This is a genomic window from Curtobacterium sp. MCBA15_016 (genome assembly GCF_001865105.1).
In the GTDB taxonomy this organism is placed as follows: Bacteria; Actinomycetota; Actinomycetes; order Actinomycetales; family Microbacteriaceae; genus Curtobacterium.
In genome coordinates this window covers 101,889-127,149 of the sequence record NZ_MJGR01000005.1, presented here as the reverse complement: position 1 = coordinate 127,149, position 25,261 = coordinate 101,889, and the positions used below count along the sequence as shown (strand labels likewise).

24 protein-coding genes are annotated in these 25,261 nt (G+C 69.7%); 10 read left to right on the top strand and 14 right to left on the bottom strand.

Annotated elements, in window-relative coordinates; all coding sequences use genetic code 11:
* The first annotated feature begins 134 nt into the window (after positions 1 to 134).
* Together BIV03_RS03610 and glpK are read left to right on the top strand one after the other, a co-directional pair.
* Complete coding sequence (locus BIV03_RS03610) at positions 135 to 857, top strand: MIP/aquaporin family protein (protein ID WP_071294690.1); 723 nt, start codon at positions 135 to 137, stop codon at positions 855 to 857.
* 45 nt (positions 858 to 902) lie between these two features.
* A complete protein-coding gene (gene glpK / locus BIV03_RS03605; protein WP_071294689.1) occupies positions 903 to 2,414 on the top strand; it encodes a glycerol kinase GlpK in 1,512 nt (503 codons plus the stop codon).
* An 81-nt stretch (positions 2,415 to 2,495) separates the two neighbouring features.
* Here the strand turns inward: glpK and trpD are convergent, their stop codons facing one another.
* Positions 2,496 to 3,551, bottom strand: a complete 1,056-nt coding sequence (trpD, locus tag BIV03_RS03600) for an anthranilate phosphoribosyltransferase (RefSeq protein WP_071294688.1) — start codon at positions 3,549 to 3,551, stop codon at positions 2,496 to 2,498.
* 70 nt (positions 3,552 to 3,621) lie between these two features.
* Between trpD and BIV03_RS03595 the strand changes: the two genes are divergently transcribed.
* From BIV03_RS03595 to BIV03_RS03575, 5 genes are all read left to right on the top strand, one after another.
* Complete coding sequence (locus BIV03_RS03595) at positions 3,622 to 4,260, top strand: heme-copper oxidase subunit III (RefSeq protein ID WP_031260857.1); 639 nt, start codon at positions 3,622 to 3,624, stop codon at positions 4,258 to 4,260.
* 21 nt (positions 4,261 to 4,281) lie between these two features.
* A complete protein-coding gene (locus BIV03_RS03590) occupies positions 4,282 to 5,091 on the top strand; it encodes a cytochrome c (protein WP_071294687.1) in 810 nt (269 codons plus the stop codon).
* A gap of 33 nt (positions 5,092 to 5,124) precedes the next feature.
* Entirely contained in the window at positions 5,125 to 6,192 is a 1,068-nt protein-coding gene (locus tag BIV03_RS03585; protein ID WP_070418987.1) for a ubiquinol-cytochrome c reductase iron-sulfur subunit, read from the top strand.
* Complete coding sequence (locus BIV03_RS03580; RefSeq protein WP_070418986.1) at positions 6,192 to 7,877, top strand: cytochrome bc complex cytochrome b subunit; 1,686 nt, start codon at positions 6,192 to 6,194, stop codon at positions 7,875 to 7,877. Before BIV03_RS03585 ends, BIV03_RS03580 begins: the two co-directional genes overlap by 1 nt.
* 168 nt (positions 7,878 to 8,045) lie before the next feature.
* Positions 8,046 to 9,005, top strand: a complete 960-nt coding sequence (locus BIV03_RS03575; protein WP_071294686.1) for a phosphodiesterase — start codon at positions 8,046 to 8,048, stop codon at positions 9,003 to 9,005.
* 98 nt (positions 9,006 to 9,103) lie between these two features.
* Here the strand turns inward: BIV03_RS03575 and BIV03_RS03570 are convergent, their stop codons facing one another.
* The 4 genes from BIV03_RS03570 to BIV03_RS03555 form a co-directional block, all read right to left on the bottom strand.
* Positions 9,104 to 10,657, bottom strand: a complete 1,554-nt coding sequence (locus BIV03_RS03570; RefSeq protein ID WP_071294685.1) for a stealth conserved region 3 domain-containing protein — start codon at positions 10,655 to 10,657, stop codon at positions 9,104 to 9,106.
* 93 nt (positions 10,658 to 10,750) lie between these two features.
* Positions 10,751 to 11,206, bottom strand: a complete 456-nt coding sequence (locus BIV03_RS03565) for a DUF6804 family protein (RefSeq protein WP_175475690.1) — start codon at positions 11,204 to 11,206, stop codon at positions 10,751 to 10,753.
* The gene (locus BIV03_RS03560; RefSeq protein ID WP_071294684.1) at positions 11,206 to 11,790 is read right to left on the bottom strand and encodes a GDSL-type esterase/lipase family protein; all 585 of its coding nucleotides are present in this window, start codon (positions 11,788 to 11,790) and stop codon (positions 11,206 to 11,208) included. The genes BIV03_RS03565 and BIV03_RS03560 overlap by 1 nt, the downstream gene beginning before the upstream one ends.
* On the bottom strand, positions 11,787 to 13,319 hold the full coding sequence (locus BIV03_RS03555; protein WP_071294683.1) for an SDR family oxidoreductase: 1,533 nt from the start codon (positions 13,317 to 13,319) through the stop codon (positions 11,787 to 11,789). The genes BIV03_RS03560 and BIV03_RS03555 overlap by 4 nt, the downstream gene beginning before the upstream one ends.
* A 42-nt stretch (positions 13,320 to 13,361) precedes the next feature.
* Here BIV03_RS03555 and deoC point away from each other — a divergent pair, with 42 nt between their 5' ends.
* The 3 genes from deoC (at position 13,362) to BIV03_RS03540 (ending at position 15,905) form a co-directional block, all read left to right on the top strand.
* A complete protein-coding gene (gene deoC, locus BIV03_RS03550) occupies positions 13,362 to 14,093 on the top strand; it encodes a deoxyribose-phosphate aldolase (RefSeq protein WP_071294682.1) in 732 nt (243 codons plus the stop codon).
* Between the two features lie 129 nt (positions 14,094 to 14,222).
* A complete protein-coding gene (locus tag BIV03_RS03545; protein ID WP_071294681.1) occupies positions 14,223 to 15,170 on the top strand; it encodes an ROK family protein in 948 nt (315 codons plus the stop codon).
* A 156-nt stretch (positions 15,171 to 15,326) separates the two neighbouring features.
* Complete coding sequence (locus tag BIV03_RS03540; protein ID WP_071294680.1) at positions 15,327 to 15,905, top strand: type IV toxin-antitoxin system AbiEi family antitoxin; 579 nt, start codon at positions 15,327 to 15,329, stop codon at positions 15,903 to 15,905.
* Positions 15,906 to 15,971: 66 nt separating this feature from the next.
* Here the strand turns inward: BIV03_RS03540 and BIV03_RS03535 are convergent, their stop codons facing one another.
* From BIV03_RS03535 to BIV03_RS03495, 9 genes are all read right to left on the bottom strand, one after another.
* A complete protein-coding gene (locus BIV03_RS03535; protein WP_229085942.1) occupies positions 15,972 to 18,332 on the bottom strand; it encodes a bifunctional (p)ppGpp synthetase/guanosine-3',5'-bis(diphosphate) 3'-pyrophosphohydrolase in 2,361 nt (786 codons plus the stop codon).
* A 57-nt stretch (positions 18,333 to 18,389) separates the two neighbouring features.
* Positions 18,390 to 18,737, bottom strand: a complete 348-nt coding sequence (locus BIV03_RS03530) for a rhodanese-like domain-containing protein (protein ID WP_083403179.1) — start codon at positions 18,735 to 18,737, stop codon at positions 18,390 to 18,392.
* On the bottom strand, positions 18,737 to 19,738 hold the full coding sequence (gene secF, locus BIV03_RS03525) for a protein translocase subunit SecF (protein WP_070418977.1): 1,002 nt from the start codon (positions 19,736 to 19,738) through the stop codon (positions 18,737 to 18,739). The genes BIV03_RS03530 and secF overlap by 1 nt, the downstream gene beginning before the upstream one ends.
* A complete protein-coding gene (gene secD, locus BIV03_RS03520) occupies positions 19,738 to 21,489 on the bottom strand; it encodes a protein translocase subunit SecD (RefSeq protein ID WP_071294679.1) in 1,752 nt (583 codons plus the stop codon). Before secD ends, secF begins: the two co-directional genes overlap by 1 nt.
* Before the next feature lie 87 nt (positions 21,490 to 21,576).
* Positions 21,577 to 21,984, bottom strand: a complete 408-nt coding sequence (gene yajC / locus BIV03_RS03515) for a preprotein translocase subunit YajC (protein WP_070418975.1) — start codon at positions 21,982 to 21,984, stop codon at positions 21,577 to 21,579.
* Between the two features lie 95 nt (positions 21,985 to 22,079).
* On the bottom strand, positions 22,080 to 23,117 hold the full coding sequence (ruvB, locus tag BIV03_RS03510) for a Holliday junction branch migration DNA helicase RuvB (RefSeq protein WP_071294678.1): 1,038 nt from the start codon (positions 23,115 to 23,117) through the stop codon (positions 22,080 to 22,082).
* Positions 23,114 to 23,731 carry a Holliday junction branch migration protein RuvA gene (ruvA, locus tag BIV03_RS03505; RefSeq protein WP_071294677.1) on the bottom strand — a complete coding sequence of 206 codons (618 nt, stop codon included), beginning with the start codon at positions 23,729 to 23,731 and terminating at the stop codon, positions 23,114 to 23,116. Before ruvA ends, ruvB begins: the two co-directional genes overlap by 4 nt.
* The gene (gene ruvC / locus BIV03_RS03500; RefSeq protein WP_175475696.1) at positions 23,728 to 24,375 is read right to left on the bottom strand and encodes a crossover junction endodeoxyribonuclease RuvC; all 648 of its coding nucleotides are present in this window, start codon (positions 24,373 to 24,375) and stop codon (positions 23,728 to 23,730) included. Before ruvC ends, ruvA begins: the two co-directional genes overlap by 4 nt.
* A 7-nt stretch (positions 24,376 to 24,382) precedes the next feature.
* On the bottom strand, positions 24,383 to 25,147 hold the full coding sequence (locus BIV03_RS03495; RefSeq protein ID WP_071294676.1) for a YebC/PmpR family DNA-binding transcriptional regulator: 765 nt from the start codon (positions 25,145 to 25,147) through the stop codon (positions 24,383 to 24,385).
* Between the last annotated feature and the right edge of the window lie 114 nt (positions 25,148 to 25,261).

The following is a 25,261-nucleotide window of genomic DNA, read 5'->3' as shown; positions in this document are numbered from 1 at the left end:
GCACAATCGCGCACTTCCCTCACGAATGCATCGCCATCCGTCGATGCCCGTCAGTATGCTCGGCCCCAATCACTCAACGGGGAGTGCCGGCGCTGTACCACCGGACCCCCACCCTCACGCACTGGAGGTCACCGATGGACGGCATCGGCGTCAATTTCCTCTCCGAGCTCGTCGGCACGGCGATGCTCATCATCCTGGGTGGCGGCGTCGTCGCCGCTGTCTCGCTGACGAAGTCCAAGGGCTTCGGAGCCGGCTTCCTCATGGTGACGATCGGTTGGGGCTTCGCGGTCTTCGCCGGTGTCACCGTGTCGTACAAGTCCGGCGGCCAGCTCAACCCCGCGGTGAGCCTCGCGCAGGCCATCCTGGGCAACATCACCATCGGTGAGATGTTCCTCTACTGGCTCGCCCAGCTGATCGGCGCGATCATCGGTGCGGTCATCGTCTGGCTGGCCTACAAGCAGCACTTCGACGAGGAACCCGACGCGGCCGCGAAGCTCGGCGTCTTCTCCACCGGCCCGGCGATCCGCACGTACGGCTGGAACCTCGTCACCGAGATCATCGGCACCTTCGTGCTCGTCTTCGTGGTCATCGCCTTCACCAACGGCAAGACCCCGGCCGAGCTCGGCGCCGTCCCGGTCGCCTTCCTCGTGATCGCGATCGGTGTCAGCCTCGGTGGCCCGACCGGCTACGCGATCAACCCTGCACGTGACCTCGGCCCCCGCATCGCGCACGCCTTCCTGCCGATCAAGGGCAAGGGCTCGAGCGACTGGGCCTACGCCTGGGTGCCGGTCGTCGGCCCCCTCGTCGGTGGTGCCCTCGCAGCCGGGCTGTCGTACGCACTCCTGCCCCTCGCCTGATCCACCCTCACCACACCCACCCGAGCAAGACCGTTAGGAGCACCAATGGCCGACTACATCGTCGCCATCGACCAGGGCACGACCTCCACCCGAGCGATCGTCTTCGACCACTCCGGCTCGATCGTGTCCGTCGGACAGAAGGAGCACGAGCAGATCTTCCCGCGTGCCGGGTGGGTCGAGCACGACCCGTCGGAGATCTGGGACAACACCCGTGAGGTCATCGGCCAGGCGCTGTCCCGCGCCGACATCACCCGCCACGACGTCGCGGCGGTCGGCATCACCAACCAGCGCGAGACCGCGGTGGTCTGGGACAAGAACACCGGCAAGCCGGTCTACAACGCGATCGTCTGGCAGGACACCCGCACGCAGTCGATCGTCGACAAGCTCGCCGCCGGCGACACCGACCGCTACAAGTCGGTCGTCGGTCTGCCGCTGGCGACGTACTTCGCCGGCACCAAGATCGTCTGGATCCTCGAGAACGTCGAGGGTGCGCGCGAGAAGGCCGAGGCGGGCGACCTGCTCTTCGGCACCACCGACACCTGGGTCCTCTGGAACCTGACCGGTGGCGTCGACGGCGGCGTCCACAAGACGGACGTCACGAACGCGTCCCGCACGCTGTTCATGGACCTCGAGACGCTCGAGTGGCGCGACGACATCCTCGCCGACTTCGGCGTGCCGAAGTCGATGCTCCCCGAGATCGTCAGCTCCTCCGAGGTCTACGGCCACGTCGAGTCCTCGAACCTCCTCCGCGAGGTCCCGATCGCCGGCATCCTCGGCGACCAGCAGGCCGCGACGTTCGGCCAGGCGGCCTTCGACCAGGGCGAGTCGAAGAACACCTACGGCACGGGCAACTTCCTCATCTTCAACACGGGCACGGAGATCGTCCGCTCGGAGAACGGGCTGCTCACGACCGTCGGCTACAAGCTCGGCGACCAGGAGACGCACTACGCGCTCGAGGGGTCGATCGCCGTCACGGGCTCGCTGATCCAGTGGCTCCGCGACAACCTCGGCCTGATCGGCAGCGCCCCGGAGGTCGAGGCCCTCGCCAAGACCGTCGAGGACAACGGCGGCGTGTACTTCGTCCCGGCGTTCTCGGGGCTCTTCGCGCCGTACTGGCGTCCGGATGCCCGCGGTGCCATCGTCGGCCTCACCCGCTACGTCAACAAGGGTCACATCGCCCGCGCCGCCCTCGAGGCGACGGCGCTGCAGACCCGCGAGGTCCTCGACGCCGTCAACGCGGACTCCGGTGTGGACCTCACCGAGCTCAAGGTCGACGGCGGCATGACCGCCAACGACGCGCTCATGCAGTTCCAGGCGGACATCCTGAACGTGCCGGTGGTCCGTCCGGTCGTCGCGGAGACGACGGCGCTCGGCGCGGCCTACGCGGCCGGGCTCGCGGTCGGGTTCTGGGCGAACCTCGACGAGCTCCGTGCCAACTGGCAGGAGGACAAGCGTTGGGAGCCGCAGCTCGACGAAGCCGAGCGCGAGCGCACCCTGCGCCTCTGGAAGAAGGCCGTCACGAAGACGTTCGACTGGGTCGACGAGGACGTCCAGTAGTCCTGTCCTGAGGTGACCGCCTGGAGGCGCGGTGCCGGTCCCACGGACCGGCACCGCGCCTCCGCTGTGTTGCGTCTGCGCTCACGCGACGGGGGTCGCGCCCACCCAGTCGGCCAGCTTGCGCGCGGCGGCGCCCGAGTCGATCGCGTCGGCCGCGACGACCAGCTGCTCGCGGAAGCGCTGCAGGATCGGGCGGTCGACCTCGGCCGGGTCCTCCGCCAGGCGGAAGGACACCAGGCCGGCGGCGGCGTTGAGCAGGACGATGTCACGGACGGGGCCGGTCTCCCCCGCGAGGACGCGGTGCACCACGGCGGCGTTGTGCTCGGGGTCGCCGCCGAGCAGGTCCTCGATGCGGGCCCGGGCGATCCCGAGGTCGCGCGGGTCGAGGTCGTGCTCGGTGACGCGGCCGCCGGTGACCTCCCAGATGTGGCTGTGCCCGGTCGTCGTCAGCTCGTCGAGGCCGTCGTCGCCGCGGAACACGAGCGCGGTCGCCCCGCGGGTCCGGAACACGCCCGTGATGATCGGGACGAGCTCGAGCTGCGCCACGCCCACGGCGTTCGCCTCGCACCGTGCGGGGTTGACGAGCGGACCGAGGAAGTTGAACACCGTCGGGACGCCGATCTCGCGGCGGACGGGTCCGGCGTGCGCGAACCCGGGGTGGAAGGCGCTCGCGAACGCGAAGGTCAGTCCGACACGCCGGAACGTGTCCGCGACACGCGCGGCGTCCATCGTCAGGTCGAGTCCGAGTGCGGCGAGGACGTCGCTCGACCCGGACTTCGAGGAGCTCGCCTTGTTGCCGTGCTTCACGACGGGGACACCCGCGGCGGCGATCACGATCGCGCTCATCGTCGAGACGTTCACCGTGCCGACGACGTCGCCGCCGGTGCCCACGATGTCCAGTGCCATCGGGTCGACGTCGAGCGGGACGGCCGCGTCGAGGATCGCGTCGCGGAAACCGACGACCTCGTCGACGGTCTCGCCCTTCGCGCGGAGGGCCACGACGAAGGCGGCGATCTGCGCCGGGGTGGCCCGACCTGCCACGATCTCCTGCATGGCCCATGTGGACTGGCTGATCGTCAGGTCTTCGCGCGCCATGAGCGCGCTGATCACGGCAGGCCAGGTGAGAGCGTCGAGCATGCTCTGATCGTAGTGAATTCGAGAGACCCGCCAGTTGGCTGCGAAAACACTGTCCGTGGTTTCGGCCATAATGGAGTCTGTGACTAGCACCCCTCTCTCCAGATCCGCCAGCGGTCCGGTCCTGAACAGGCCGAACGCCGTTGCCGTGGGGACGATCGTGTGGCTGGGCAGCGAGGTCATGTTCTTCGCCGGCCTGTTCGCGATCTACTTCACGTTGCGCAGCACCTCGCCCGAACTCTGGGCGACCGAGACCGCCAAGCTCGAGGTGCCCTTCGCCTCGGTGAACACGATCATCCTGGTGCTGTCCAGCTTCGCCTGCCAGTTCGCGGTCTTCGCGGCCGAGCGCTTCCAGGTGCACCGGACGAGCTGGAACCCCAAGGACTGGGGCATGACGGAGTGGTTCTTCGTCACGTACTGCATGGGCGCGATCTTCGTCTGCGGCCAGATCTTCGAGTACGCGAACCTCTGGCACGAGGGCGTGACGCTCTCCTCCAGCGCCTACGGTTCGGCCTTCTACATGACCACCGGGTTCCACGGTCTGCACGTCACGGGTGGCCTCATCGCCTTCCTGCTGACGCTCGGCCGCGGGTTCGCCGCCAAGAACTTCGGTCACAAGGAAGCGACCACCGCGATCGTCGTGTCGTACTACTGGCACTTCGTCGACGTCGTCTGGATCGGCCTCTTCGCCGTCATCTACCTTCTCAAGTAGGAACTGGATAGCCCCCACCGCATGTTCAACAGAACCAAGTCCAAGAAGGGCCGCCGTTCACCGATGGCGACCGTGTCGCTCATCGTCGTCGGTCTCATGACCACCGGCGGTGCGTACGCGCTGTTCAGCTCCACGGCGAACGCCGACGACAGCACGAGCACCGTGGCGGCCTCGAGCCAGTCGAAGGTGAACGAGGGCCAGAAGCTCTTCGCCTCGAACTGCGCCACCTGCCACGGCCTCTCCGCGCAGGGCACCAGCGAGGGTCCGTCCCTCATCGGTGTCGGTGCCGCGTCGGTCGACTTCCAGGTCGGCACCGGCCGCATGCCGATGGCCGCCCAGGGTCCCCAGGCCGAAGAGAAGCCCGCGCAGTTCACGGACGAGCAGATCGACGCACTCGCCGAGTACGTCGCGTCGCTCGGCCCCGGCCCGGCGGTCCCCTCCGAGAGCCTGACCAACGGCGAGGACGGCGACGCCGCCGAAGGTGCGGAGCTCTTCCGCATCAACTGCGCCATGTGCCACAACGTGGCCGGCGCCGGTGGTGCCCTGACCGAGGGCAAGTACGCGCCGAACCTGCAGTCGGTGTCCGGCAAGCACATCTACGAGGCCATGGTCACTGGCCCGCAGAACATGCCGGTGTTCAACGACCTGAACCTCACCCCCGAGCAGAAGGCCGACATCATCACGTACCTCAAGTACGTGCAGGACAACAAGTCGCCCGGCGGGTTCGCACTCGGCTCCCTCGGCCCGGTGGCAGAGGGTCTGTTCATCTGGATCTTCGGACTCGGCGCGGTCGTCGCGATGACCGTCTGGCTGACCGCGAAGTCCAACTGATCGTCCGTGTCGAACGACACTGAAGGGAACACCATGGCAGAGCACGACGACGAGGCACTGAACTCGTCCTCGGCTGTCGAGAAGCACGGCACGACCACCACCTCGGCCGGGATCGCGGTCCTGCCGACGGACCCGTTCGAGAACCCGGGCGAGCCGCCGCACCGCGCACGCCGCACCGACGTCGACCCGAAGAAGCAGCGCCTGGCCGAGCGTCAGGTCGCCACGTTCTTCTACCTGTCGATCGTGGGCAGTGTCCTCGCGATCGCGGCCTACGTCGCCTTCCCGATCGACTCCGACGACTTCGGGACCGTCCGGACCGCCAACCTCTGGCTCGGCCTCTCGATCGCCCTCGCCCTGCTCGCGCTGGGGCTCGGTGCCGTGTACTGGTCGAAGTCGCTCGTGGTGGACCGCGAGATCACCGAGCTCCGCCACGGCACCCGCGGCACCGACGCGACCCGTGCCAAGGCGGTCGAGGCGTTCCAGCTCGCCGACAAGGAGTCCGGCTTCAGCCGTCGCAAGCTGATCCGCAACTCGATGATCGGCGCCCTGGCGGCCTTCCCCCTCCCGGGCATCGTCCTCGTGCGCGACCTCGCGCCCGCGGCCGATCCGAACGAACTCCTCCGCCACACCATGTGGGCGAAGGGCACGCGCCTGACGAAGGACCCGACGGGTCTGCCGATCAAGGCGTCCGACGTGACCATCGGTTCGGTGTTCCACGTCATCCCGGACGGCATGCTCGACAAGGAGGACATGCTCGAGGAGAAGGCCAAGGCCTCCGTCCTCCTCATGCGCCTCGACCCCAAGGACCTCAACCCCTCCAAGGGCCACGAGAACTGGGGCTACGACGGCATCGTCGCGTACTCGAAGATCTGCACCCACGTCGGATGCCCGGTCGCCCTGTACGAACAGCAGACGCACCACCTGCTCTGCCCGTGCCACCAGTCGACCTTCGATGTCTCGAACAACTGCGAGGTCATCTTCGGGCCGGCGGCACGCCCCCTCCCCCAACTTCCGATCGCGATCGACGACGACGGCTACCTGGTTGCGCAGAGCGACTTCCACGAGCCCGTCGGCCCGTCCTTCTGGGAGCGTGAACGCTGATGAGCAGCACGACCACCAACGCACCCGCGTCGTCGACCACCAAGCCGGCACCGGAGCGCGGATCCCGCATCATCGGCGGGGTCGCCAACTACATCGACGAGCGCACGAGCATCTCGGGCCTCGTGAAGGAGGTCGGGCGCAAGATCTTCCCCGACCACTGGAGCTTCATGCTCGGCGAGGTGGCGCTGTACAGCTTCGTCGTCGTCCTGCTGTCCGGTACCTTCCTCACGTTCTTCTTCCAGGCGTCCATGGCCGAGGTGGTCTACCACGGCTCGTACGTCCCGCTGAAGGGCATCGAGATGTCGACCGCACTGCAGTCGACGCTCAACATCTCGTTCGACATCCGCGGCGGGCTCTTCGTCCGGCAGATCCACCACTGGGCGGCCCTGCTGTTCGTGGCCTCGATCATGCTGCACATGGCCCGCGTGTTCTTCACCGGTGCCTTCCGCAAGCCGCGTGAGCTCAACTGGGTGTTCGGCTTCATCCTGTGGGTCCTGGCCATGGCCGAGGGCTTCACGGGCTACTCGCTCCCCGACGACCTGCTCTCCGGCAACGGTCTGCGCATCATCGTCGGCATGATCGAGGGTGTGCCGGTCATCGGCGTCTGGATCGCCTACCTGCTCTTCGGCGGGGAGTTCCCGGGGACCGACATCGTCGGCCGCCTCTACACGCTGCACATCCTGCTGCTCCCGGCGATCCTCGTCGCGGTGCTCGGCGTCCACCTCGTGCTGGTCGTCATCAACAAGCACACGCAGTTCGCCGGCCCCGGCAAGACGAACGAGAACGTCGTCGGCGTGCCGATCCTCCCGGCGTTCGCGGCGAAGGCCGGTGGGTTCTTCTTCATCGTCGCGGGCATCCTCGCCCTCATCGCGTCGCTGTTCACGATCAACCCGATCTGGAACTACGGCCCGTACGACCCCTCCCCGGTGTCCGCCGGTACCCAGCCCGACTGGTACATCGGCTTCGCCGACGGCGCGCTCCGTCTGGTGCCGCCGCACTGGGAGGTCGTGTGGTTCGGCTACACGGTGTCGTTCAACATCCTCGTGCCGATCGCGGTGCTGGTGTTCCTCATCCTCGCCATCTTCATCTACCCCTTCATCGAGGGTTGGGTCACCGGCGACAAGCGTGAGCACCACATCCTCGACCGCCCGCGCAACGCCCCGACCCGCACGGCGTTCGGTGCCGCCGGCATCACGCTCTACGCGAGCCTCTGGGCCGCCGCGTCGTCGGACATCATCGCGACCCACTTCTACGTGTCGATCGACCACGTCATCCACGTGATCCAGGCCACGACGGTCCTCGGCCCGTTCGTCGCCTTCTGGATCACGAAGCGCGTGTGCCTCGCCCTGCAGAAGAAGGACCGCGAGATCGTCCTGCACGGGTACGAGTCCGGACGCATCGTGCGACTCCCCCACGGCGAGTACATCGAGGTGCACGAGCAGCTCGACGAGTACGAGCGTTGGAAGCTCCTGCAGTTCAACGAGTACAAGCCGCTCATGATCCGTCCGAACGCCCGAGGCAAGATCTCGAGCCTGCAGAAGGCCCGCGCCAGCATGTCGCGCTTCTTCTTCGAGGACCGGATCACCCCGGTGTCCAAGGCCGAGCTCGAGGCTGCGCACGCCGCGCACCACGGCCCGGACCTCGAAGCCGGACACGAAGCGCCCGCGGTCGAGTCGAAGCACTAGGTACCCCGCGCACCGGAACCCCCGTCACCTCGGTGGCGGGGGTTCCGTCGTGCGTGCGGGAACACGCCGTGCCGCGTTCACGTTCGATTCACCGACACGTGCTGGACTCGTCCAGGACGGTGTGGCACTGTGTTGCACCACGCACCCGACCAACGGAATGAGACCCCGATGGACAGCCGGACGGCCGAACACCCCAGGCCGAACCACTTCCTGCTCCACCTCAGCGACACCCATCTCGTGGCGGGTGACGGCGACCTCTACGGTGACGTCGACTCAGCTGCGCGGCTCGGCCAGATCATCGCCGACATCGAGTCGTCGGGGACGCGTCCCGAGGCCATCGTCGTCACGGGCGACGTCGCCGACAAGGGCGAACCCGGCGCGTACGCCCGCATCCGCGACATCGTCGAGCCGGCCGCGCGGCGGATCGGCGCACAGGTCATCTGGGCGATGGGCAACCACGACGAGCGCGGCGCCTTCCGGCAGGAGCTGTTCGGGCTCCAGCCGACCGATCGTCCGGTCGACTTCGTCTACGACGTCAACGGCCTCCGGGTGATCACCCTCGACACGAGCGTGCCCGGTGCCCACCACGGCGAGGTCTCCCCCGAGCAGCTCGACTGGCTGGCCGAGGTCCTGTCGGAGCAGGCACCGCACGGCACCATCCTGGCGATGCACCACCCGCCGGTGCCGAGCGTGCAGGACCTCGCCGTCCTGGTCGAGCTCCGCGACCAGGACGCCCTGGCCGAGGTGGTCGAGGGCAGTGACGTCATCGCCATCATCGCCGGCCACCTGCACTACTCGACGAGCGCCGTCTTCGCGGGCATCCCGGTGTCGGTCGCGAGTGCCACGTGCTACACGCAGGACCTCACCGAGTACCAGGGCGGCACCCGAGGACAGGACGGCGCGCAGTCGTTCAACCTCGTGCACGTCTACGGCCACAACGTGGTGCACTCGGTCGTGCCGATCGGGCACTACGCCACGGTCGGCGAGCCGGTGTCGTCGGCCCAGACCGAGGCTCGGCTCGCAGCGGCCGGCGTGACGATCCCGGCGGCGGCGGAACCCGCGCCGGTCACGTCGAGCATCCCGGTGTTCACGCTCGACTCCGTGCCGGTCTCCCCCGTCCATCGGTAGGCCGCCGCACTTCGTGAGCAGGAATGGTCGGGTCCGAACTGTGGACCCGACCATTTCTGCTCACCATGTGCCGGCGTGGCGCTCGCGCGCGTCCGGCCTCAGCCCGCGGGGCGCTCCCACGGCGCCGGGAACGGGAAGTACTTCTCGAGGAAGTCCGTCACCCGCTGCGTCCGCTCCTCGTCGCTGACCTCGGGGAAGCTCCCGTCGTTCAGGCAGAAGAAGTCCGCGTTCCGCTTCTTGAGCAGGTCGCCGAGCGCCCGCAGACCGGACTGCATCGTCGTGTCGATGTACCGCACCTCGGCGTTCTCCTGCACGATCGCCCGGCCGGTGAGCAGCGAGTAGTAGTGGTACAGCGAGTTCGTCACCGAGATGTTCTCGGCAGCACGGAACCGTGAGGCCGCGGTGGCCGCGAACTCGTCGGCGAACTCGTGCTCCATCTCGGTCATGATCGAGGCGCGCAGCGGGGTCGGCGCGTGCTCGAGGTGCCGGGTCGTCACCGCACCGAACCGCTGCTGCAGGAGTCGGCGGTTGACCCGGGCGGAGTTCTCGAACCCGCTGCGTGCCGGGTTGTTCGACCCGAGGCCGATCCGCGTCGTCGCGAGGATGAACTTCGTCACCGAGCCCGGGCTGAAGAACACCGAGGGGTCGACCAGGCGGCCGAAGAACATGTCGTCGTTCGAGTAGATGAAGTGCTCGCTGATGCCCGGGATGTGGTGCAGCTGCGACTCGACGGCCTGCGAGTTGTGCGTCGGCAGGACGGAGGGGTCGGCGAAGAACTCCTCGGAGCGGACGATGCGCACCTTGGGGTGGTCGGCGAGCCAGGCGGGCGCCGGGGAGTCCGTGGCGATGTAGATCTGCCGGATCCACGGCGCGAACGTGTGCACCGACCGGAGTGCGTACTTCAACTCGTCGATCTGGCGGAAGCGGGCGGGGGCGTCGTCGCCCTCGCCCAGGACCGCACCGGACTGCGCTGCCTGTCGTGCGCGCTGGTACTCGATGGCGTTGCCGTCGACCCACGAGAACACGATGTCGATCGGGAACCGGATGTCGGACACGTGGTCGTCGAACATGTGCTCGACCGTGCGCCAGGTGCGGCCGTACCGCTCGATGTCGACGAGCACGAACTCGTCGACGGGCAGGCTGCGGCGCATCAGGGCGTTCTCGACGGGCGCGAGGACCTCGGTGTCGGTGACCCGCCAGAACTCGAGCTGCACACTCGTCTCGGCGCCGTAGCGCAGGCGTCCGAGCGGCTCGAGGCGCGGCCGGAACACGCGCAGGACGGGCTCGTCGACGGAGCCGAGGCCGTCGTCGATGACGAGCACCGCGGGCTTCCCCGGAGGCTTCGCGTAGAAGGGCTCGTTCGCGGCGGCGGCCATCACGGCGCTCTCCGCCCGCTGCCGGTCGCGCTCGTCGAGGGCGATCACCGGCCGCTGGTCGTTGCCGCGGATGAGCAGGTGGTCCACGTCACCGGCGGTGAGGGCGTCGTCGAGGAACAGGAGGTCCTCGATCATCGACTGCTGCGGCGTCAGGTGCCCGTTGACGAGCGTCAGGCGTCCCTTCCGCACGACGACGTCGGGACGTTCGAGACCGCCGGAGGACGGTCGAGGGTTCAGCAGAGGACTCTCGGTCACCGGCTCGGTCTCGTTGCTCATCCACACCCTTCGGATCAGTGCGCCGGACCCGTTTGCCCGGCGACTCATCCTACCGTCCGCGCGGACGCTCGGTCCGCTCGTCGGTCGCCTGGGCTAGGGCCTGGAGGCGCGGCTCGCCTCCGCCTCGCGCGGCACCTTCACGACGATGCCGACGACGATGAACAGTGCGGCCGCGACGAGCTGCAGTGCCGCCCACACCTCGCCGGGGATCGGCACGACCGCCAGCGGGTTCCAGCAGACGGCGATCGCCGCCATCAGGAGCGCCGCCCACCACGTCCGCCCCCGCACGGCGAAGACGAGGACGATGAGGCTGAGCACGGTGACACCCCAGCGGGCGAACACGAAGCCGGACGAGTCGACGATCGCGACGCAGGCGAGGAGCACGATCGCCGCGATCAGCGACGGGGCGAGGGCCGGCCGGGTGAACGGCGGCAGCTCGCGTCCTGCTCCCCCGCCGGACGCCGAGCCAGACCGCGTCGGCTCCGCCCCGCCCACCGGCACGCCGTGCAGGGACGATCCGGCCGGTGGTCGGCCCTTCCGTCCTGCCATCAGGCGGTGGCCCCGTCGAGGTCGATCGCCTGGATGGACCGGGACATCGGCGGGAGCTCGCGCACCCGTTCGAGCGCGGGCACGAGCTCGGCGACGTAGGCCCGGTAGCCGTCCTCGGTGAGGTGCAGTCCGTCGTCGGTGAACCGGTCGTCGAGGTGGTCGCCGTCGGCGAGGGCCGGCCACGCGTCGAGGTACTGGGCGTGGCAGGTGGCGACGAACTGGCGGAGGTGCCGGTTCGCCTCCTCGATCTTCGCCGTGTACTCCGCCTGACGCGGCAGGATGGAGACGAGGAGCAGGCGGACGCCAGGGAGCTCGCGGCGGAGGGTCACGAGTACGGACTCGACCCCGCGGACGACGTGCTCGACGCTCTTGCGGTGGTTGCCGAAGTCGTTCGTGCCGATGAGCAGGACGATGACCTCGGGCTGCTCGGCCACGACGGCGTCCAGGCGTGCGAGGACCCCGTCGGTCGTGTCACCGCCGATGCCCTGGTTGACGGTCCGCTCGTCGGGCAGCCAGGCGTCCCACGACCCCTGCTCGGTGATGCTGTCGCCCAGGAACAGGACGCTCGTGCGTTCCTCGGTCATGCTGCCTCCTCGTGTGCGGGTTCCGGGTTCCCATTCTGCTGGGTCCAGTTCCGCCCCGTCGACTCGGTGTGCTCGGACTCCCGCTCGGCGGCCGCCGTGATGCGCTCGACCATCCCGGGGAAGATCACGCCGTGGAACGGCAGGATCGAGTACCAGTACAGGCGGCCCGCGAGCCCCTGCGGGAAGTAGATCGCCCGCTGCCGGTAGTCGCTGCCGCCGTCGTCCGCTGGGGTCACGGTCATCTCGAGCCAGGCGCGGCCCGGGGACTTGAACTCGGCGCGCAGTCGCAGGTAGCGCCCGCGCTCGAGCCGCTCCACGCGCCACCAGTCGAGGGCGTCGCCCTGTTCGAGGCGCTTCTGGTCACGGCGACCGCGGTTCAGGCCGACTCCCCCGGCGAGCTTGTCCATCCACCCGCGGGCCACCCAGGCGAGCGGGAACGAGTACCAGCCGTTCTCGCCGCCGATCGACTCGACGACCCGCCAGACGTCGTCCGCCGATGCGGCCGAGTGGCGCTTGCGGTCGTCGACGTAGACGGTGTGGCCGGCCCAGTCCGGGTCGCTCGGCAGCGGGTCCGCCGGTGTGGCCGCGAGCGTCGCGTTCCGCCAACTGGTCTCGACCTCGCCGGTGCGCATGCGGCTCAGGGCGAGACGGACCGCGCGGCGGTACCCGGTCAGCCCGCCCTCCGGCCGCGGCACCACGTCGTCGATGTCGTGCTCGCGCTGGACGCACTCGAACTGGAGCGACTCGATGATCGGCTTGGCGAGCTTCCGCGGGATCGGCGTCACGATGTTGAACCAGTGCGCCGCGAGCCCCGGGGTGAGGACGGGCAGGGGCGAGATCGGGCGCTGCGGGAGCTTCGCCTCCACCGCGTACCCGTTGAGCATCTGCCCGTAGCGGAGGACGTCCGGGCCGCCGATGTCGAACGTGCGGTTCACGTCGGCGGGGATGTCGAGCGCCTTGACGAGGTAGTAGAGGACGTCACGGACGGCGATCGGCTGGATGCGGTTCCGGACCCACCGCGGCGCCGGCATCCACGGCAGGACGTCGGTGACGTGGCGGATCATCTCGAACGAGGTGCTCCCGGACCCGATCACCACGCCGGCCTGGTACGCGATCGTCGGGACGCCGGAGTGGAGCAGGACGTCCCCGACCTCCTTGCGGCTGCGGAGGTGCTTCGAGAGCTCGCCGTCGGGGTGCAGGCCGCCGAGGTACACGAACCGCCGCACACCGGCGGCCGAGGCCTCGCGCGCCATGGTCTCGGCGGCGTCCCGCTCGGCCCGCTCGAAGTCGCCGTCCGCCCCCATCGCGTGGGCGAGGTAGTAGACGGCCTCGATGTCGGTGACGGCCCGGCGCACGGCGTCGGCGTCCTGCAGGTCGCCGGCGGTGATCTCGACGTCGTCGTGCCAGGGGACGTCCTGCAGCTTCCGGGGCGTGCGGACGAAGACGCGGACGGTGTGACCGGCTTCGAGGAGACGTGGGACGAGACGACCGCCGATGTAGCCGGTGGCCCCGGTGACGAGGACGCGCATGCGGGGCACGGTACGCGGCTCGGCTCCGGGTAGGCTTGCCGGGTGGACAAAGCAGCGTTCTCCGTCACCGCCGATGCCGTCCGTGGTCTCATCGACCACGCGATCCTCAAGCCCGAACTCACGCGTTCGGACGTCGACGCCCAGCTCGACGAGGCCGCCGCGTACCGCGTGTTCAGCGTGTGCGTCCGCCCGAGCGACGTCGCGCACGCCGTCGAGCGCCTGACCGGCACCGGCGTCGGCGTCGGCACGGTCATCGGCTTCCCGCACGGCACCACCTCCACCGCGGCCAAGGTCGCCGAGTCGCTGCAGGCCCTCGCCGACGGTGCGTTCGAGCTCGACATGGTGCAGAACATCGGCGCCGCGAAGTCCGGCGACTGGGAGCGCGTCGAGGCCGACGTCCGCGCCGTGGTCGACGCCGCGGGCAGCACCGTCGTCAAGGTCATCCTCGAGACCGCCTTCCTCACCGACGACGAGATCGTCGCCGCGTCGCGTGCCGCACGGTCCGCCGGTGCCGCCTTCGTGAAGACCTCCACCGGGTTCGCCGGCGGCGGCGCCACCGCGGAGCACATCGCCCTCATGCGCGCCACGGTCGGCCCCGACACCGGCGTGAAGGCCTCCGGCGGCGTCCGCGGGCTCGACACGCTGCTCGAGATGGTCGAGGCCGGTGCGGACCGCATCGGCACGAGCGCCTCGGCACGCATCCTCGACGAGGTCGCGCACCGCGCCGAGACCGGCACCGCGTCGGCCGTCGGCGACGACACCACGTCCTACTGACGGTCCGGGGCGCGAGCCCCCGCGACCTCCAGCACCACCCGACCCACCACCAGGGGCCGGCGCCCCACCGGACGCGACGACGCGTGCGGGACCGGCACCGCGCCTCCAGACCGCCGCATCGGAGCGCGCATGTCCACGACCCAGTCCACCCCCCTCGCCCTCGCCGTCGACCTCGGCGGCACGAAGGTCGAGGCGGCCCTCGTCACCGACGCCGGCGTCGTCCTCCCCGCCACGCGGTTCCGCAGCCCGACCGGCCCCGGCCGGAAGTCCGACGAGCTGCAGGCCGCGGTCGACGAGGTCGTGACGGCCGCCCTCGCCGCGCTGCCGACCGACGCCACGCTCGTCGGTGTCGGCATCGGCTCGGCCGGTCCGGTCGACGAGGAGCACGGACTCGTCTCGCCGCTCAACATGCCGGTCTGGCGCGGGTACCCGCTCCGGGACCGCGTCGCCGCGCACGTCCCCGCCGGCGTCCCGGTGACGCTCCGCATGGACGGCCTGGCGATCACGCTCGCCGAGCACTGGGTCGGCGCGGCGCAGGGCTCCGACCACGTGATGGGCATGATCGTGTCGACCGGCGTCGGCGGCGGCCTGATCCTGCACGGCCGGACCGTCAGCGGCCCGACGGGCAACGCCGGGCACATCGGCCACGTCGAGTGCGGCGGCTTCGACGACCACTGCGCGTGCGGCGGCACCGGATGCCTCGAGGCGATCGCCAGCGGCCCGAAGACCGTCGCGTGGGCGCAGCGCCAGGGGTTCACCGGCAGCACCGGCGAGGAGCTCTCCGCGGCCTACGCGGCGGGCGACGAGATCGCCGTCGCGGCCGTCAAGCGCAGCGGTCGCGCCCTCGGGCAGGCCATCGCGGCGGCCACGAGCCTCGTCGACCTCGAGGTCGTGGCCATCGGCGGCGGGTTCTCGCACGTCACGCCCGACCTCTTCGAGTACGCGCGCGAGGCGGTGGCGGAGCGCGTCGAGTTCGGCTTCGTGACCAAGGTGCGGATCGTCCCGACGGGGCTGTCGCAGGACGGTCCCCTCATCGGCGCCGCAGCGCTCGTGCACCGGGCCGACGTGCTGCGCTGACGACGTCGGCTCTCGACAGCACGTGCTGACGGACGGGAGGCGCGGTGCGGGGCCGACCCGCGCCTCCTGGCCCACAGGTGGTCGCGTCGCGGCCGCACGTCCGTCGCTCTCTACAGGGCGCGTCGACGCGCCGTGCGCGTCGGGCAGGATGTCCGGGTGTCCCGAACCCGGCTGCTGACGAGTGACGACTGGCCCGAGGCCGAGCTGCGCGCAGCGGTCCTCGACGGCGAGCTCGTGGCCGTCGGGGCGTGCTGGGCCTCCCCCGCCGAACCGCAGACCCCGGCGCTCCGGGCGGCAGCCGCGGCGTGGGCGCTCCGTGACGCGCGCCTCATCGCGAGCACCCGGACGGCCGCGTGGGTCTGGGGTGCCGTCTCGCGTGCACCGGCCCCGCTCGAGGCCTGTGTCCCGCTCCGGGTCCGCGTGCACGTCGACGGCGCGCTGCGCGTCCGCGAGGTCGTGATCACGGACGAGGACGTCGTCGTGCTCGATGGCCTCCGCGTCACCACACCGCTGCGCACGGTCGTCGACCTGCTGCGCAGCCCCGGGGACCGGCCCGGTGGGTTCGACCCGTCGGACGCCGAGGCGGTGGTCGGGCTCCTGGGGATCGGTGCGGTGTCGGTCGACGCGGTCGCCGGGTCCCTCGCGACGCTCGGGACGATCCCGATGGTCCGGCAGGCGGAGCGGCGGTTGCGGGCCGTGCTCGACGCTGCCGGGGACTCGGTCAGCCCGCGCTGACCCGGTCTGGTCGACCGGGCCTCGGGTCAGCCCGCGCTGACCCGGTCTGGTCGACCGGGCCTCGGGTCAGCCCGCGCTGACCCGGTAGACGTCGTAGACCGCGTCGATCCGCCGCACGGCGTTGAGCACTCGGTCGAGGTGGGTCGTGTCGCCCATCTCGAACACGAAGCGGCTCAGCGCGAGCCGGTCGGACGACGTCGAGACCGTCGCGGACAGGATGTTCACGTGGTGGTCCGTCAGCACCCGCGTCACGTCGCTGAGGAGCCCCGACCGATCGAGCGCTTCGATCTGGATCTGCACGAGGAACACCGACTTCGAGGACGGCGCCCACTCCACCTCGATCATCCGGTCGGGCTCGTTCATGAGCGACTTGACGTTCGTGCACGAGGCCTGGTGCACCGAGACGCCCTGGCCGCGGGTGATGAACCCGACGATCTGGTCGCCCGGGACCGGCGTGCAGCACTTCGCGAGCTTCACGAGGATGTCCGGCGCGCCACGCACGAGGACGCCGCTGTCGCTGTTGCGCAGCTGCCGGCTCGTGACCTGGCGGGGGAAGCTGAGCTCCGGCTCTTCCGTCTCGGTCTCGGTCTGGACGTTCCCGAGGACCTTCTCGATCACCGACTGCGTGGAGACGTGCCCCTCGCCGACGGCCGCGTACAGCGCGGAGATGTCGTCGTAGCGCATCGACGACGCGACCTCGGAGATCGAGTCCTGGCTCATGATGCGCTGGAGCGGCAGGTTCTGCTTCCGCATCGCCCGCGCGATCGCGTCGCGGCCCTGCTCGATGGCCTCTTCGCGGCGTTCCTTGGTGAACCACTGCTTGATCTTGTTCCGGGCGCGTGGGCTCCGGACGAAGGTGAGCCAGTCCTGGCTGGGGCCGGAGTCGGGGTTCTTCGAGGTGAAGATCTCGACGACGTCGCCGCTCGACAGGGCGCTCTCGAGGGGCACGAGACGCCCGTTGACCTTGGCGCCCATCGTGCGGTGCCCGATCTCGGTGTGCACGGCGTACGCGAAGTCGACCGGGGTCGCACCGGACGGCAGCCCGATGACCTTGCCCTGGGGCGTGAAGACGTAGGTCTCCTTCGCGCCGATCTCGTACCGGAGCGAGTCGAGGAACTCCCCCGGGTCGCTCGTCTCGGCCTGCCAGTCGGTGATGTGCGCCAGCCACGCCATGTCCTGGTCGGTCGCCGACGAGGAGTCGACGTCACGGCCGGCCGCGCGCTGCTTGTACTTCCAGTGGGCGGCGACACCGAACTCGGCCCGCTGGTGCATCTCGTGCGTGCGGATCTGGATCTCGACCGCGCGACCCTGCGGCCCCAGGACGGTGGTGTGCAGCGACTGGTACAGGTTGAACTTCGGCGTCGCGATGTAGTCCTTGAACCGGCCCGGCAGCGGCGTCCACCGCGCGTGCACGGAACCGAGCATCGCGTAGCAGTCGCGCACGGTCGGGACGAGGACGCGGATGCCGACGAGGTCGTAGATCTCGTCGAACTCGCGCCCGCGGACGATCATCTTCTGGTAGATCGAGTAGTACTGCTTCGGCCGGCCCATGACCTCGCCGCGGACCTTGGCGGCCTTGAGGTCCTTCTTGAGCGTGCCGATGACGTTCTGGACGAACTGCTCGCGCTTCGGCTGACGTTCCTTCACCAGGCTGTCGATCTCGACGTACAGCTTGGGGTGGAGCACCGCGAACGAGAGGTCCTCGAGCTCCAGCTTGATCATCTGGATGCCGAGCCGGTGCGCGAGCGGCGCGTAGATCTCGAGGGTCTCCTTCGCCTTGCGCGTGGCGGAGGTCGACTCGACGAAGCCCCACGTGCGGGCGTTGTGCAGCCGGTCGGCGAGCTTGATGACCAGGACGCGGATGTCCTTCGACATCGCGATGACCATCTTGCGGACGGTCTCGGCCTGGGCGCTGTCGCCGTACTTGACCTTGTCGAGCTTCGTGACGCCGTCGACGAGCATGGCGATCTCGTCGCCGAAGTCCTCGCGCAGCTGGTCGAGCTGGTAGTCGGTGTCCTCGACGGTGTCGTGCAGGAGCGCCGCGGCGATGGTGATCGGCCCGATCCCGAGGTCGGCGAGGATCTGCGCCACCGCGACCGGGTGCGTGATGTACGGCTCGCCCGACTTGCGCTTCTGCCCGTCGTGCGCGCGTTCCGCGACCGAGTAGGCGCGCTCGATGAGCGTCACGTCGGCCTTGGGGTGGTGCGACCGGACGGTGCGGATCAGGGTGTCGACCGCACCGGCGGGCTGGGCGCGCGAGAACAGCCGCGGCAGCAGCGACCGGAGCGAACCGAGGTTGCCGGTCGTGTTCGGCCCGAGCGGACTCGTCGGCCGGGGTGCGGAGCCGGGGCGGCTCGCGGAGCCGGTGTCCTGCCCTGCCCGCGGCGCAGAGGCGTCCTGCGGCGTGGACTCACGCGTGTCCGTCATGCTGCGCCTCCCGGGATGCCCGTCCGAGCTCGATCCGACAAGACTACGCGTGTCCGGTCAGTGCTCGTGACGCGGTTCGCCCTGGGCGTCGCGCACCACGGGGGCGCCCGACTGCTCCCACGCGACCATGCCGCCGACGAGGTTCACCGCGGGGACCCCGGACTGCTCGAGTGCCGCCACGACCCGCGCGGAGCGTCCGCCGGAGTGGCAGACGATGATCGCGGGCTCGTCGCCGCCGTCGATCTCCTTCCACCGGGCGACCACCTCGGACATCGGCACGAGGGTCGCCTCGGGAGCGTGGACCTCGTCCCACTCCCCCTGCTCGCGCACGTCGAACAGGCGCGCGCCGGCGTCGATCCGCCGACGGGCCTCGGCCACGTCGATGTCGACGATCTCCGCCGGCATCAGACGCCCGCCGTCGCGTCGACCTCGCGCTGACGCTTGGCGGCAGCGGCCTGCTTCTTGGCGTCGGCCTGCTTGATCTTCGGCTCGTTCTCTCGCAGGTGCGCGTACATCGGCGACGCGATGAAGATCGTCGAGTAGGTGCCGACGATGATGCCGATGAACAGCGCGAGCGAGATGTCGCGGAGCGTTCCGGCGCCCAGGATGTACGACCCGATGAAGAGGATCGCGCCGACCGGCAGCAGAGCGACGACCGAGGTGTTGATCGACCGCACGAGCGTTTGGTTGACCGCGAGGTTCACCGACTGCACGAAGGTGCGGTGGGACTCCTGGCTCGTGTTCTCGCGGACCTTGTCGAACACCACGACGGTGTCGTACAGCGAGTAGCCGAGGATGGTCAGGAAGCCGATCACCGCCGCGGGCGTGACCTCGAGCCCGACGATGCCGTACACGCCCGCCGTGATGAGGAGGTCGTGGAGGAGCGCCACCATCGCGGACACCGACATCTTCCAGGTGCGGAAGTACAGCGCCATGAACACCGCCGCGAGGGCGAGGAAGATCACGAGGCCGCGGATCGCCTGGTTGAGCACGTCGGCACCCCAGGTCGCACCGATGAAGGTCGCGGCGACCTGGCTGTCCGGGACGTCGTAGGCCTTCGCCAGGGCGTCCTGGACCTCGGAGGTCTCACGGTCGGTGAGCTGGCCGGTCTGCACGCGGATGCCGTGCGTACCGAGCTGCGAGACACGCGGGACGCCGTCGGGGACGATCGACTCGACGGTCTCGGTGGCGAGGTTCTGGTCGAGCGTCTTCACGTCGGAGAGCGTGAACTCGGACCCGCCGGTGAACTCGATGCCGAGCTGGTACCCGCCACGCAGCCACGGGACCGCGAGCGAGACCACGATCGCGATGATCGCGATGACGTACCAGGTCTTGCGTCGGCCGACGATGTCGTACGAGCGCTTCCCCGTGTAGAGGTCGCTGCCGAACTGGCTGAAGCTGGCCATCAGTCGTCCTTCCCGTCCGGCGTCGTGCCGTTCTCGCCGGAGGCCTGCGCGGCCTTCCGCTCTGCGATCGTCTGTCGACGCTGCGCCTCACCGGCGCTGCGCTGACGCCTGCCGTCGACGACCGGCGCGCGGAACTGCGCGCGACCGCGGTAGACGGCACCGAGGGCCGCGGGATCGAGCCCGCTGAACCGGTGTCCCTCGCCGAAGAAGCGGCTGCGGGCGATGAGCTGCATCATCGGGTGCGTGAACATCACGACCACGACGACGTCGATCAGGGTGGTGAGGAGCAGCGTGAACGCGAAGCCCTTCACGTCGCTCACCGCGAGGATGTAGAGCACCACGGCGGCGAGGAAGTTGATCGAGTCGGACGCCAGGATCGTGCGCAGTGCACGCTTCCACCCGGACTCGACGGCACTCTCGAGGCCCCGGCCGTCACGGAGTTCGTCCCTGATGCGTTCGAAGTACACGATGAACGAGTCCGCCGTGATGCCGATCGCGACGATCAGACCCGCCACTCCCGCCAACGACAGGCGGTAGTCGACGCGCCAGGACATGATCGCGATCACGAGGTACGTCAGCGCCGCGGCCACACCGAGCGAGAGGACCGTGACGAACGCGAGCGCCCGGTACTGGATGACCGAGTAGATGATGACCAGGATCAGACCGATCAGACCCGCGACGAGGCCACCGACGAGCTGCGCGGTACCGAGCGTCGCGGAGATGTTCTCGTTCGACTGGACCTGGAAGTTGATCGGCAGCGCGCCGTACTTCAACTGGTCGGCGAGGGTCTTCGCGGAGTCGGCCGTGAACGAGCCGGTGATCTGCGCCTTGCCGTTCGTGATGGCCGCGTTCGACGCCGGCGCCGTGATGACGGAGCCGTCGAGGACGATCGCGAACTGGTTCTGCGGCGGCTGCAGCTTCACGAGCCGGCTGGTGACGTCACGGAAGTCGTCCGAGCTCTTGCCCTTGAACGTCAGGTTGACGGCCCACTGGCCGGTCGACGTGCCCTGCGAGTCGGTCGCGAGGCCGGAGGTGGCGTTGCTGATGCCCGAGCCGGACACCTCGACCGGGCCGAGGATGTACTTCGCGGCACCGTCCTGGTCACAGGTGACGAGCGGCTCGTCGTCCGGCGCCGTCGTGACGTCGTCCGGAGCGTTGCAGTTGTAGTTCGTGTACAGGTCCTGCAGCGCCGGCGTGACCCAGTTCAGGTCGCTGCCGTTGGTCGGCTTGGCGCTCGGCGTCGCGGCGAGCGATGCCGGCGGGGAGTACGGCGTCGCGGAGGCCGACGAGGACCCACTGCCGCCCACCGCGGTGTTGGTCGCCGCCTCGGTGTAGAGGACCGGGCGGAACGTGAGCTTCGCCGCCGCCTCGATGCGGTCGATCGTCGCCTTGTCCGGCTTGCCCGGGATGGAGACGACGATGTTGTTCGTCCCCTGGGTGTTGATCTGCGATTCCGAGACACCGGTCGCGTTGATGCGCTGCCGGATGATGTTCACGGCCTGGTTGAGCTGCTGGCTCGTCACCGAGCCGCCCTCGGTGTTCTGCGCCGCGAGCGTCAGCTGCGTGCCGCCCTGGAGGTCGAGGGCGAGTTCCGGGACCCAGCTGGCCCCTTCGAACCACTTGCCGCTGTCGTCCTTGGTGTTCCCGGCGAGGACCGACGCGGCGGTGTTCAACCCCGCGAGGACCGCCATGAGGATCACCAACCAGGTCAGCGAGCGGATCGCCTTCTTGACGGGTGTCGATCGTGCCACCGGTCGTCTCGTCTTTCTGTCAGGACCGACGGCGGTTGACCGGCGGCAGGTGTCGCCGCCGGGTCGGTGGACCCGGCGGCCGAGGAGTCAGTCTTCGGTCTTGCGCTTCGCAGCGTCGGTGTCGGCGTCCGTGGACTCGACACGCTCGCCGTAGATCGGCTCCCCGTTGAGCTCGGCGACGGGCTTCGGCGCTGCCGGCTCGTCCTCGGGCGTGGCCGTGGTGGTGATGTCCGACGCGGTGTCGTCGACGACACGCGACAGGGTCTGGCGGTGGACGGTGACGACCGTTCCGGGTGCGATCTCGACGTCGGCCGTGACCTTCTCGTCGTCGACCGACAGGAGCGTGCCGTACAGACCGAAGGACAGCATGACCTTCGCGCCCGGCACCATCTTGGTGGCGAGCTCGCCCTGCTGCTTCTTGCGCTTCCGGCTGTTGTAGAACATGAAGGCCGCGAACGCCACGACGATGACGATGAGGATGACTTCTTGACCCATGATGCGTTGCCTTCTCTGGTTGCTCGGTTTCGGGCCGTAGCAGTCTAGGGCACACGTCTGTGCGTGGCATGTCACCGAGACCGCGGACGGGGACGTCAGTCGGCGTCGTCGTCGAACAGTCCGGGCTGTGCGAGGCCGGTCTGCCCGGGTGTCATGTCGAAGTGCCGCCAGGCCTGCGGGGTGGCGATCCGCCCGCGGGGGCTGCGGGTGACGAGGCCGACCCGGACGAGGAACGGTTCGACGACCGACTCGATGGTCTCGGACTCTTCCCCGACGGACACCGCGAGGGTGTTCAGGCCGACGGGACCGCCGTCGAAGCGCGTCAGCATCGTCTCGACCACGGCGCGGTCGAGGCGGTCGAGTCCGAGTTCGTCGACGTCGTAGAGGTCGAGGGCGCCCTGCACGGCGGCCATGCCGTCGGTGGTGCGGTGCACGAGGGCGTAGTCGCGGACACGTCGGAGCAGACGGTTCGCGATGCGTGGTGTGCCCCGCGAGCGCCCGGCGATCTCGCGCAGCGCGGACCGGTCGATGTCGAGTTCGAGCAGGTGTGCTGCCCGGATGAGGACCTGCTCGAGCTCGTCCTTCTCGTAGAACTCGAGGTGGGCGGTGAACCCGAAGCGGTCGCGCAGCGGGTTCGGCAGGAGGCCGGCACGCGTGGTGGCGCCGACGAGGGTGAACGGCGCGAGGTCGAGCGGGATGCTCGTGGCGCCGGCCCCCTTGCCGACCATCACGTCGATGCGGAAGTCCTCCATCGCGAGGTAGAGCATCTCCTCTGCCGAGCGGGCCATCCGGTGGATCTCGTCGATGAACAGGACCTCGCCGGGGACCAGGGACGACAGCACCGCGGCGAGGTCACCGGCGTGCTGGATCGCCGGGCCGCTCGACATCCGCAGGGGGCGACCGGACTCGTGCGCGACGATCATCGCGAGGGTCGTCTTGCCGAGTCCGGGAGGGCCGGCCATCAGGATGTGGTCGGGCGTCCGGTCCTGCAGTGCCGCCGCCTTGAGGAGCAGGTCGAGCTGCCCTCGGACCTTCCGCTGCCCGACGAACTCGTCGAGGGACTTCGGGCGGAGGGCCCCCTCGAATGCGAGTTCCTCTTGTGACTCGGCGCCCGCGGCGGTGATCCCGCTCACCGGCCGGCACCGGCGGGGCGGAGCGCGCCGAGGGCGGCGCGGAGCAGTGCCTGGGTGCCCATCGAGGCGACGCCCGGCTCGGACGCGATGGTCTCGTCGACCGCGCGCTGCGCGGCGTCCTCGCGCCAGCCGAGGCCGACGAGGGCGGCGACGACGTCGGTCGCGGCCGGGTGCGCGGCGCCGCCGCGGGCCGCCACGACGGGGGCCTGCTCGAACGCGGCGAGCTTGCCGGAGAGGGCGACGATGATGAGCTTGGCGGTCTTCGGGCCGATGCCGGAGACCTTGCGGAAGGCGCCGTCGTCATCATGTGCGACGGCGTTCGCGACCTGGGCCGGGTCCATGTGGGCGAGGACGCCCATCGCCGACTTCGGGCCGACGCCGGACACGCTGCGGAGGAGGTCGAACACCTGGAGCGCGTCGGTGGACTCGAAGCCGAAGAGGAGGTGCTCGTCCTCGCGCACGATCATCGCGGTCCGCACGAAGACCTCGGACCCGTGGCGCATCGTCAGGGCGTGTGCCGGGGTCACCGTGACCGCGTAGCCCACTCCCCCGACCTCGATCACCACGCCGGAGCCGGCGATGTCGATGCAGGTGCCCCGGAGACTCGCGATCATGCCCCGAGCCTACGGCCGGCCACCGACGATGCCGACGAGCCACGCTGCGAGCGACCGGCGGCCGCGGCCGCGGCGCGTGCCAGCGGCGAGTCGACCGTGCCGCCCTGTGCGTCCCGCCACGCACGCTGTGCCGGGGTGAGGTTCGTGGCACGCGTGCCGACCGTGTCGGGTGACCCGAGCCTCCAGGCGTGGCACACCGCCAGGGCGAGCGCGTCCGCGGCGTCGGCGGGCTTGGGGGCCTCGTCGAGGCCGAGCACGCGCGCGATCATCGTCTGCACCTGGCGCTTGTCCGCGTTGCCGTACCCGGTCACGGCAGCCTTCACCTCGGACGGGGTGTGCAGCCCGACCGGCAGCCCCCGTGCCGCCGCGGCGTGCAGGGCGAGGCCGGCGGCCTGCGCCGTGCCCATGACCGTCCGGACGTTCGCCTGCGCGAACACCCGCTCGACCGCGACGGCGTCGGGACGGTGCTCGTCGATCTCGGCGGCGATGCCGTCGGCGATGCGGAGCAGCCGCTGCTCGAGCGCCATGTCCGCCGGGGTGCGCACGACCGTCACGTGGACGAGCCGGGCGCGGCGGTTCGATGCGACCTCGACGATGCCGACGCCGCACCGCGTGAGCCCGGGGTCGACCCCGAGCACGCGCAGCATCGGGCTAGTCCTCGTCCTCGTCGAGCTCGGCCTGGACGTCCGCGGGGATGTCGAAGTTCGAGTAGACGTTCTGCACGTCGTCGCTGTCCTCGAGCGCGTCGATCAGGCGCAACACCTTGCGCGCCGTGTCGGCGTCGACCGGCACCTTGAGGCCGGGGACGAACTCGGCGTCGGCGGAGTCGTAGTCGATCCCGGCGTCCTGCAGCGCGGTGCGGGCCGCGACGAGGTCGGTCGCCTCGGTGATGACCTCGAAGCCACCGCCCTGGTCGATGACGTCCTCGACGCCGGCGTCCAGCACCGCCGTCATGACGGTGTCCTCGTCGAGGCCGTCGGTCTTGGTGACGGAGATGACGCCCTTGCGGGAGAAGTTGTAGGCGACGCTACCCGGGTCGGCCATCGTCCCGCCGTTCCGCGACATCGCGGTGCGGACCTCGGCAGCGGCACGGTTCTTGTTGTCCGTGAGGCACTCGATGAGCATCGCGACGCCGTTCGGGCCGTAGCCCTCGTACATGATCGTCGTGTACTCGATCGTCTCACCGGTCAGGCCGGCACCGCGCTTGATGGCGCGGTCGATGTTGTCGTTGGGGACCGAGGTCTTCTTGGCCTTCTGCACGGCGTCGACGAGGGTCGGGTTGCCGGAGAGGTCGGCGCCGCCCATCTTGGCGGCGACCTCGATGTTCTTGATGAGCTTCGCGAACGACTTGGCACGTCGCTGGTCGATGACGGCCTTCTTGTGCTTGGTCGTTGCCCACTTGGAATGCCCGGACACGGTGCTCCTTGCGTCTTGCGGAAAGTCCCGTCCAGCTTAGCGGCCTGGAGGCACGGCGCGGCCCCGCCTCGCGGGCGCGCCCGTCGACGCACGTACGATGGGCGCAGCACCGGG

Excerpts from the sequence above, each read along its gene's own strand:
- BIV03_RS03610 (WP_071294690.1), top strand. The coding sequence starts at position 135 with ATGGACGGCATCGGCGTCAATTTCCTCTCCGAGCTCGTCGGCACGGCG.
- glpK (WP_071294689.1), top strand. The coding sequence starts at position 903 with ATGGCCGACTACATCGTCGCCATCGACCAGGGCACGACCTCCACCCGA.
- trpD (WP_071294688.1), bottom strand. The coding sequence starts at position 3,551 with ATGCTCGACGCTCTCACCTGGCCTGCCGTGATCAGCGCGCTCATGGCG.
- BIV03_RS03595 (WP_031260857.1), top strand. The coding sequence starts at position 3,622 with ATGGAGTCTGTGACTAGCACCCCTCTCTCCAGATCCGCCAGCGGTCCG.
- BIV03_RS03590 (WP_071294687.1), top strand. The coding sequence starts at position 4,282 with ATGTTCAACAGAACCAAGTCCAAGAAGGGCCGCCGTTCACCGATGGCG.
- BIV03_RS03585 (WP_070418987.1), top strand. The coding sequence starts at position 5,125 with ATGGCAGAGCACGACGACGAGGCACTGAACTCGTCCTCGGCTGTCGAG.
- BIV03_RS03580 (WP_070418986.1), top strand. The coding sequence starts at position 6,192 with ATGAGCAGCACGACCACCAACGCACCCGCGTCGTCGACCACCAAGCCG.
- BIV03_RS03575 (WP_071294686.1), top strand. The coding sequence starts at position 8,046 with ATGGACAGCCGGACGGCCGAACACCCCAGGCCGAACCACTTCCTGCTC.
- BIV03_RS03570 (WP_071294685.1), bottom strand. The coding sequence starts at position 10,657 with ATGAGCAACGAGACCGAGCCGGTGACCGAGAGTCCTCTGCTGAACCCT.
- BIV03_RS03565 (WP_175475690.1), bottom strand. The coding sequence starts at position 11,206 with ATGGCAGGACGGAAGGGCCGACCACCGGCCGGATCGTCCCTGCACGGC.
- BIV03_RS03560 (WP_071294684.1), bottom strand. The coding sequence starts at position 11,790 with ATGACCGAGGAACGCACGAGCGTCCTGTTCCTGGGCGACAGCATCACC.
- BIV03_RS03555 (WP_071294683.1), bottom strand. The coding sequence starts at position 13,319 with ATGCGCGTCCTCGTCACCGGGGCCACCGGCTACATCGGCGGTCGTCTC.
- BIV03_RS03545 (WP_071294681.1), top strand. The coding sequence starts at position 14,223 with ATGTCCACGACCCAGTCCACCCCCCTCGCCCTCGCCGTCGACCTCGGC.
- BIV03_RS03535 (WP_229085942.1), bottom strand. The coding sequence starts at position 18,332 with ATGACGGACACGCGTGAGTCCACGCCGCAGGACGCCTCTGCGCCGCGG.
- BIV03_RS03530 (WP_083403179.1), bottom strand. The coding sequence starts at position 18,737 with ATGCCGGCGGAGATCGTCGACATCGACGTGGCCGAGGCCCGTCGGCGG.
- secF (WP_070418977.1), bottom strand. The coding sequence starts at position 19,738 with ATGGCCAGCTTCAGCCAGTTCGGCAGCGACCTCTACACGGGGAAGCGC.
- yajC (WP_070418975.1), bottom strand. The coding sequence starts at position 21,984 with ATGGGTCAAGAAGTCATCCTCATCGTCATCGTCGTGGCGTTCGCGGCC.
- ruvA (WP_071294677.1), bottom strand. The coding sequence starts at position 23,731 with ATGATCGCGAGTCTCCGGGGCACCTGCATCGACATCGCCGGCTCCGGC.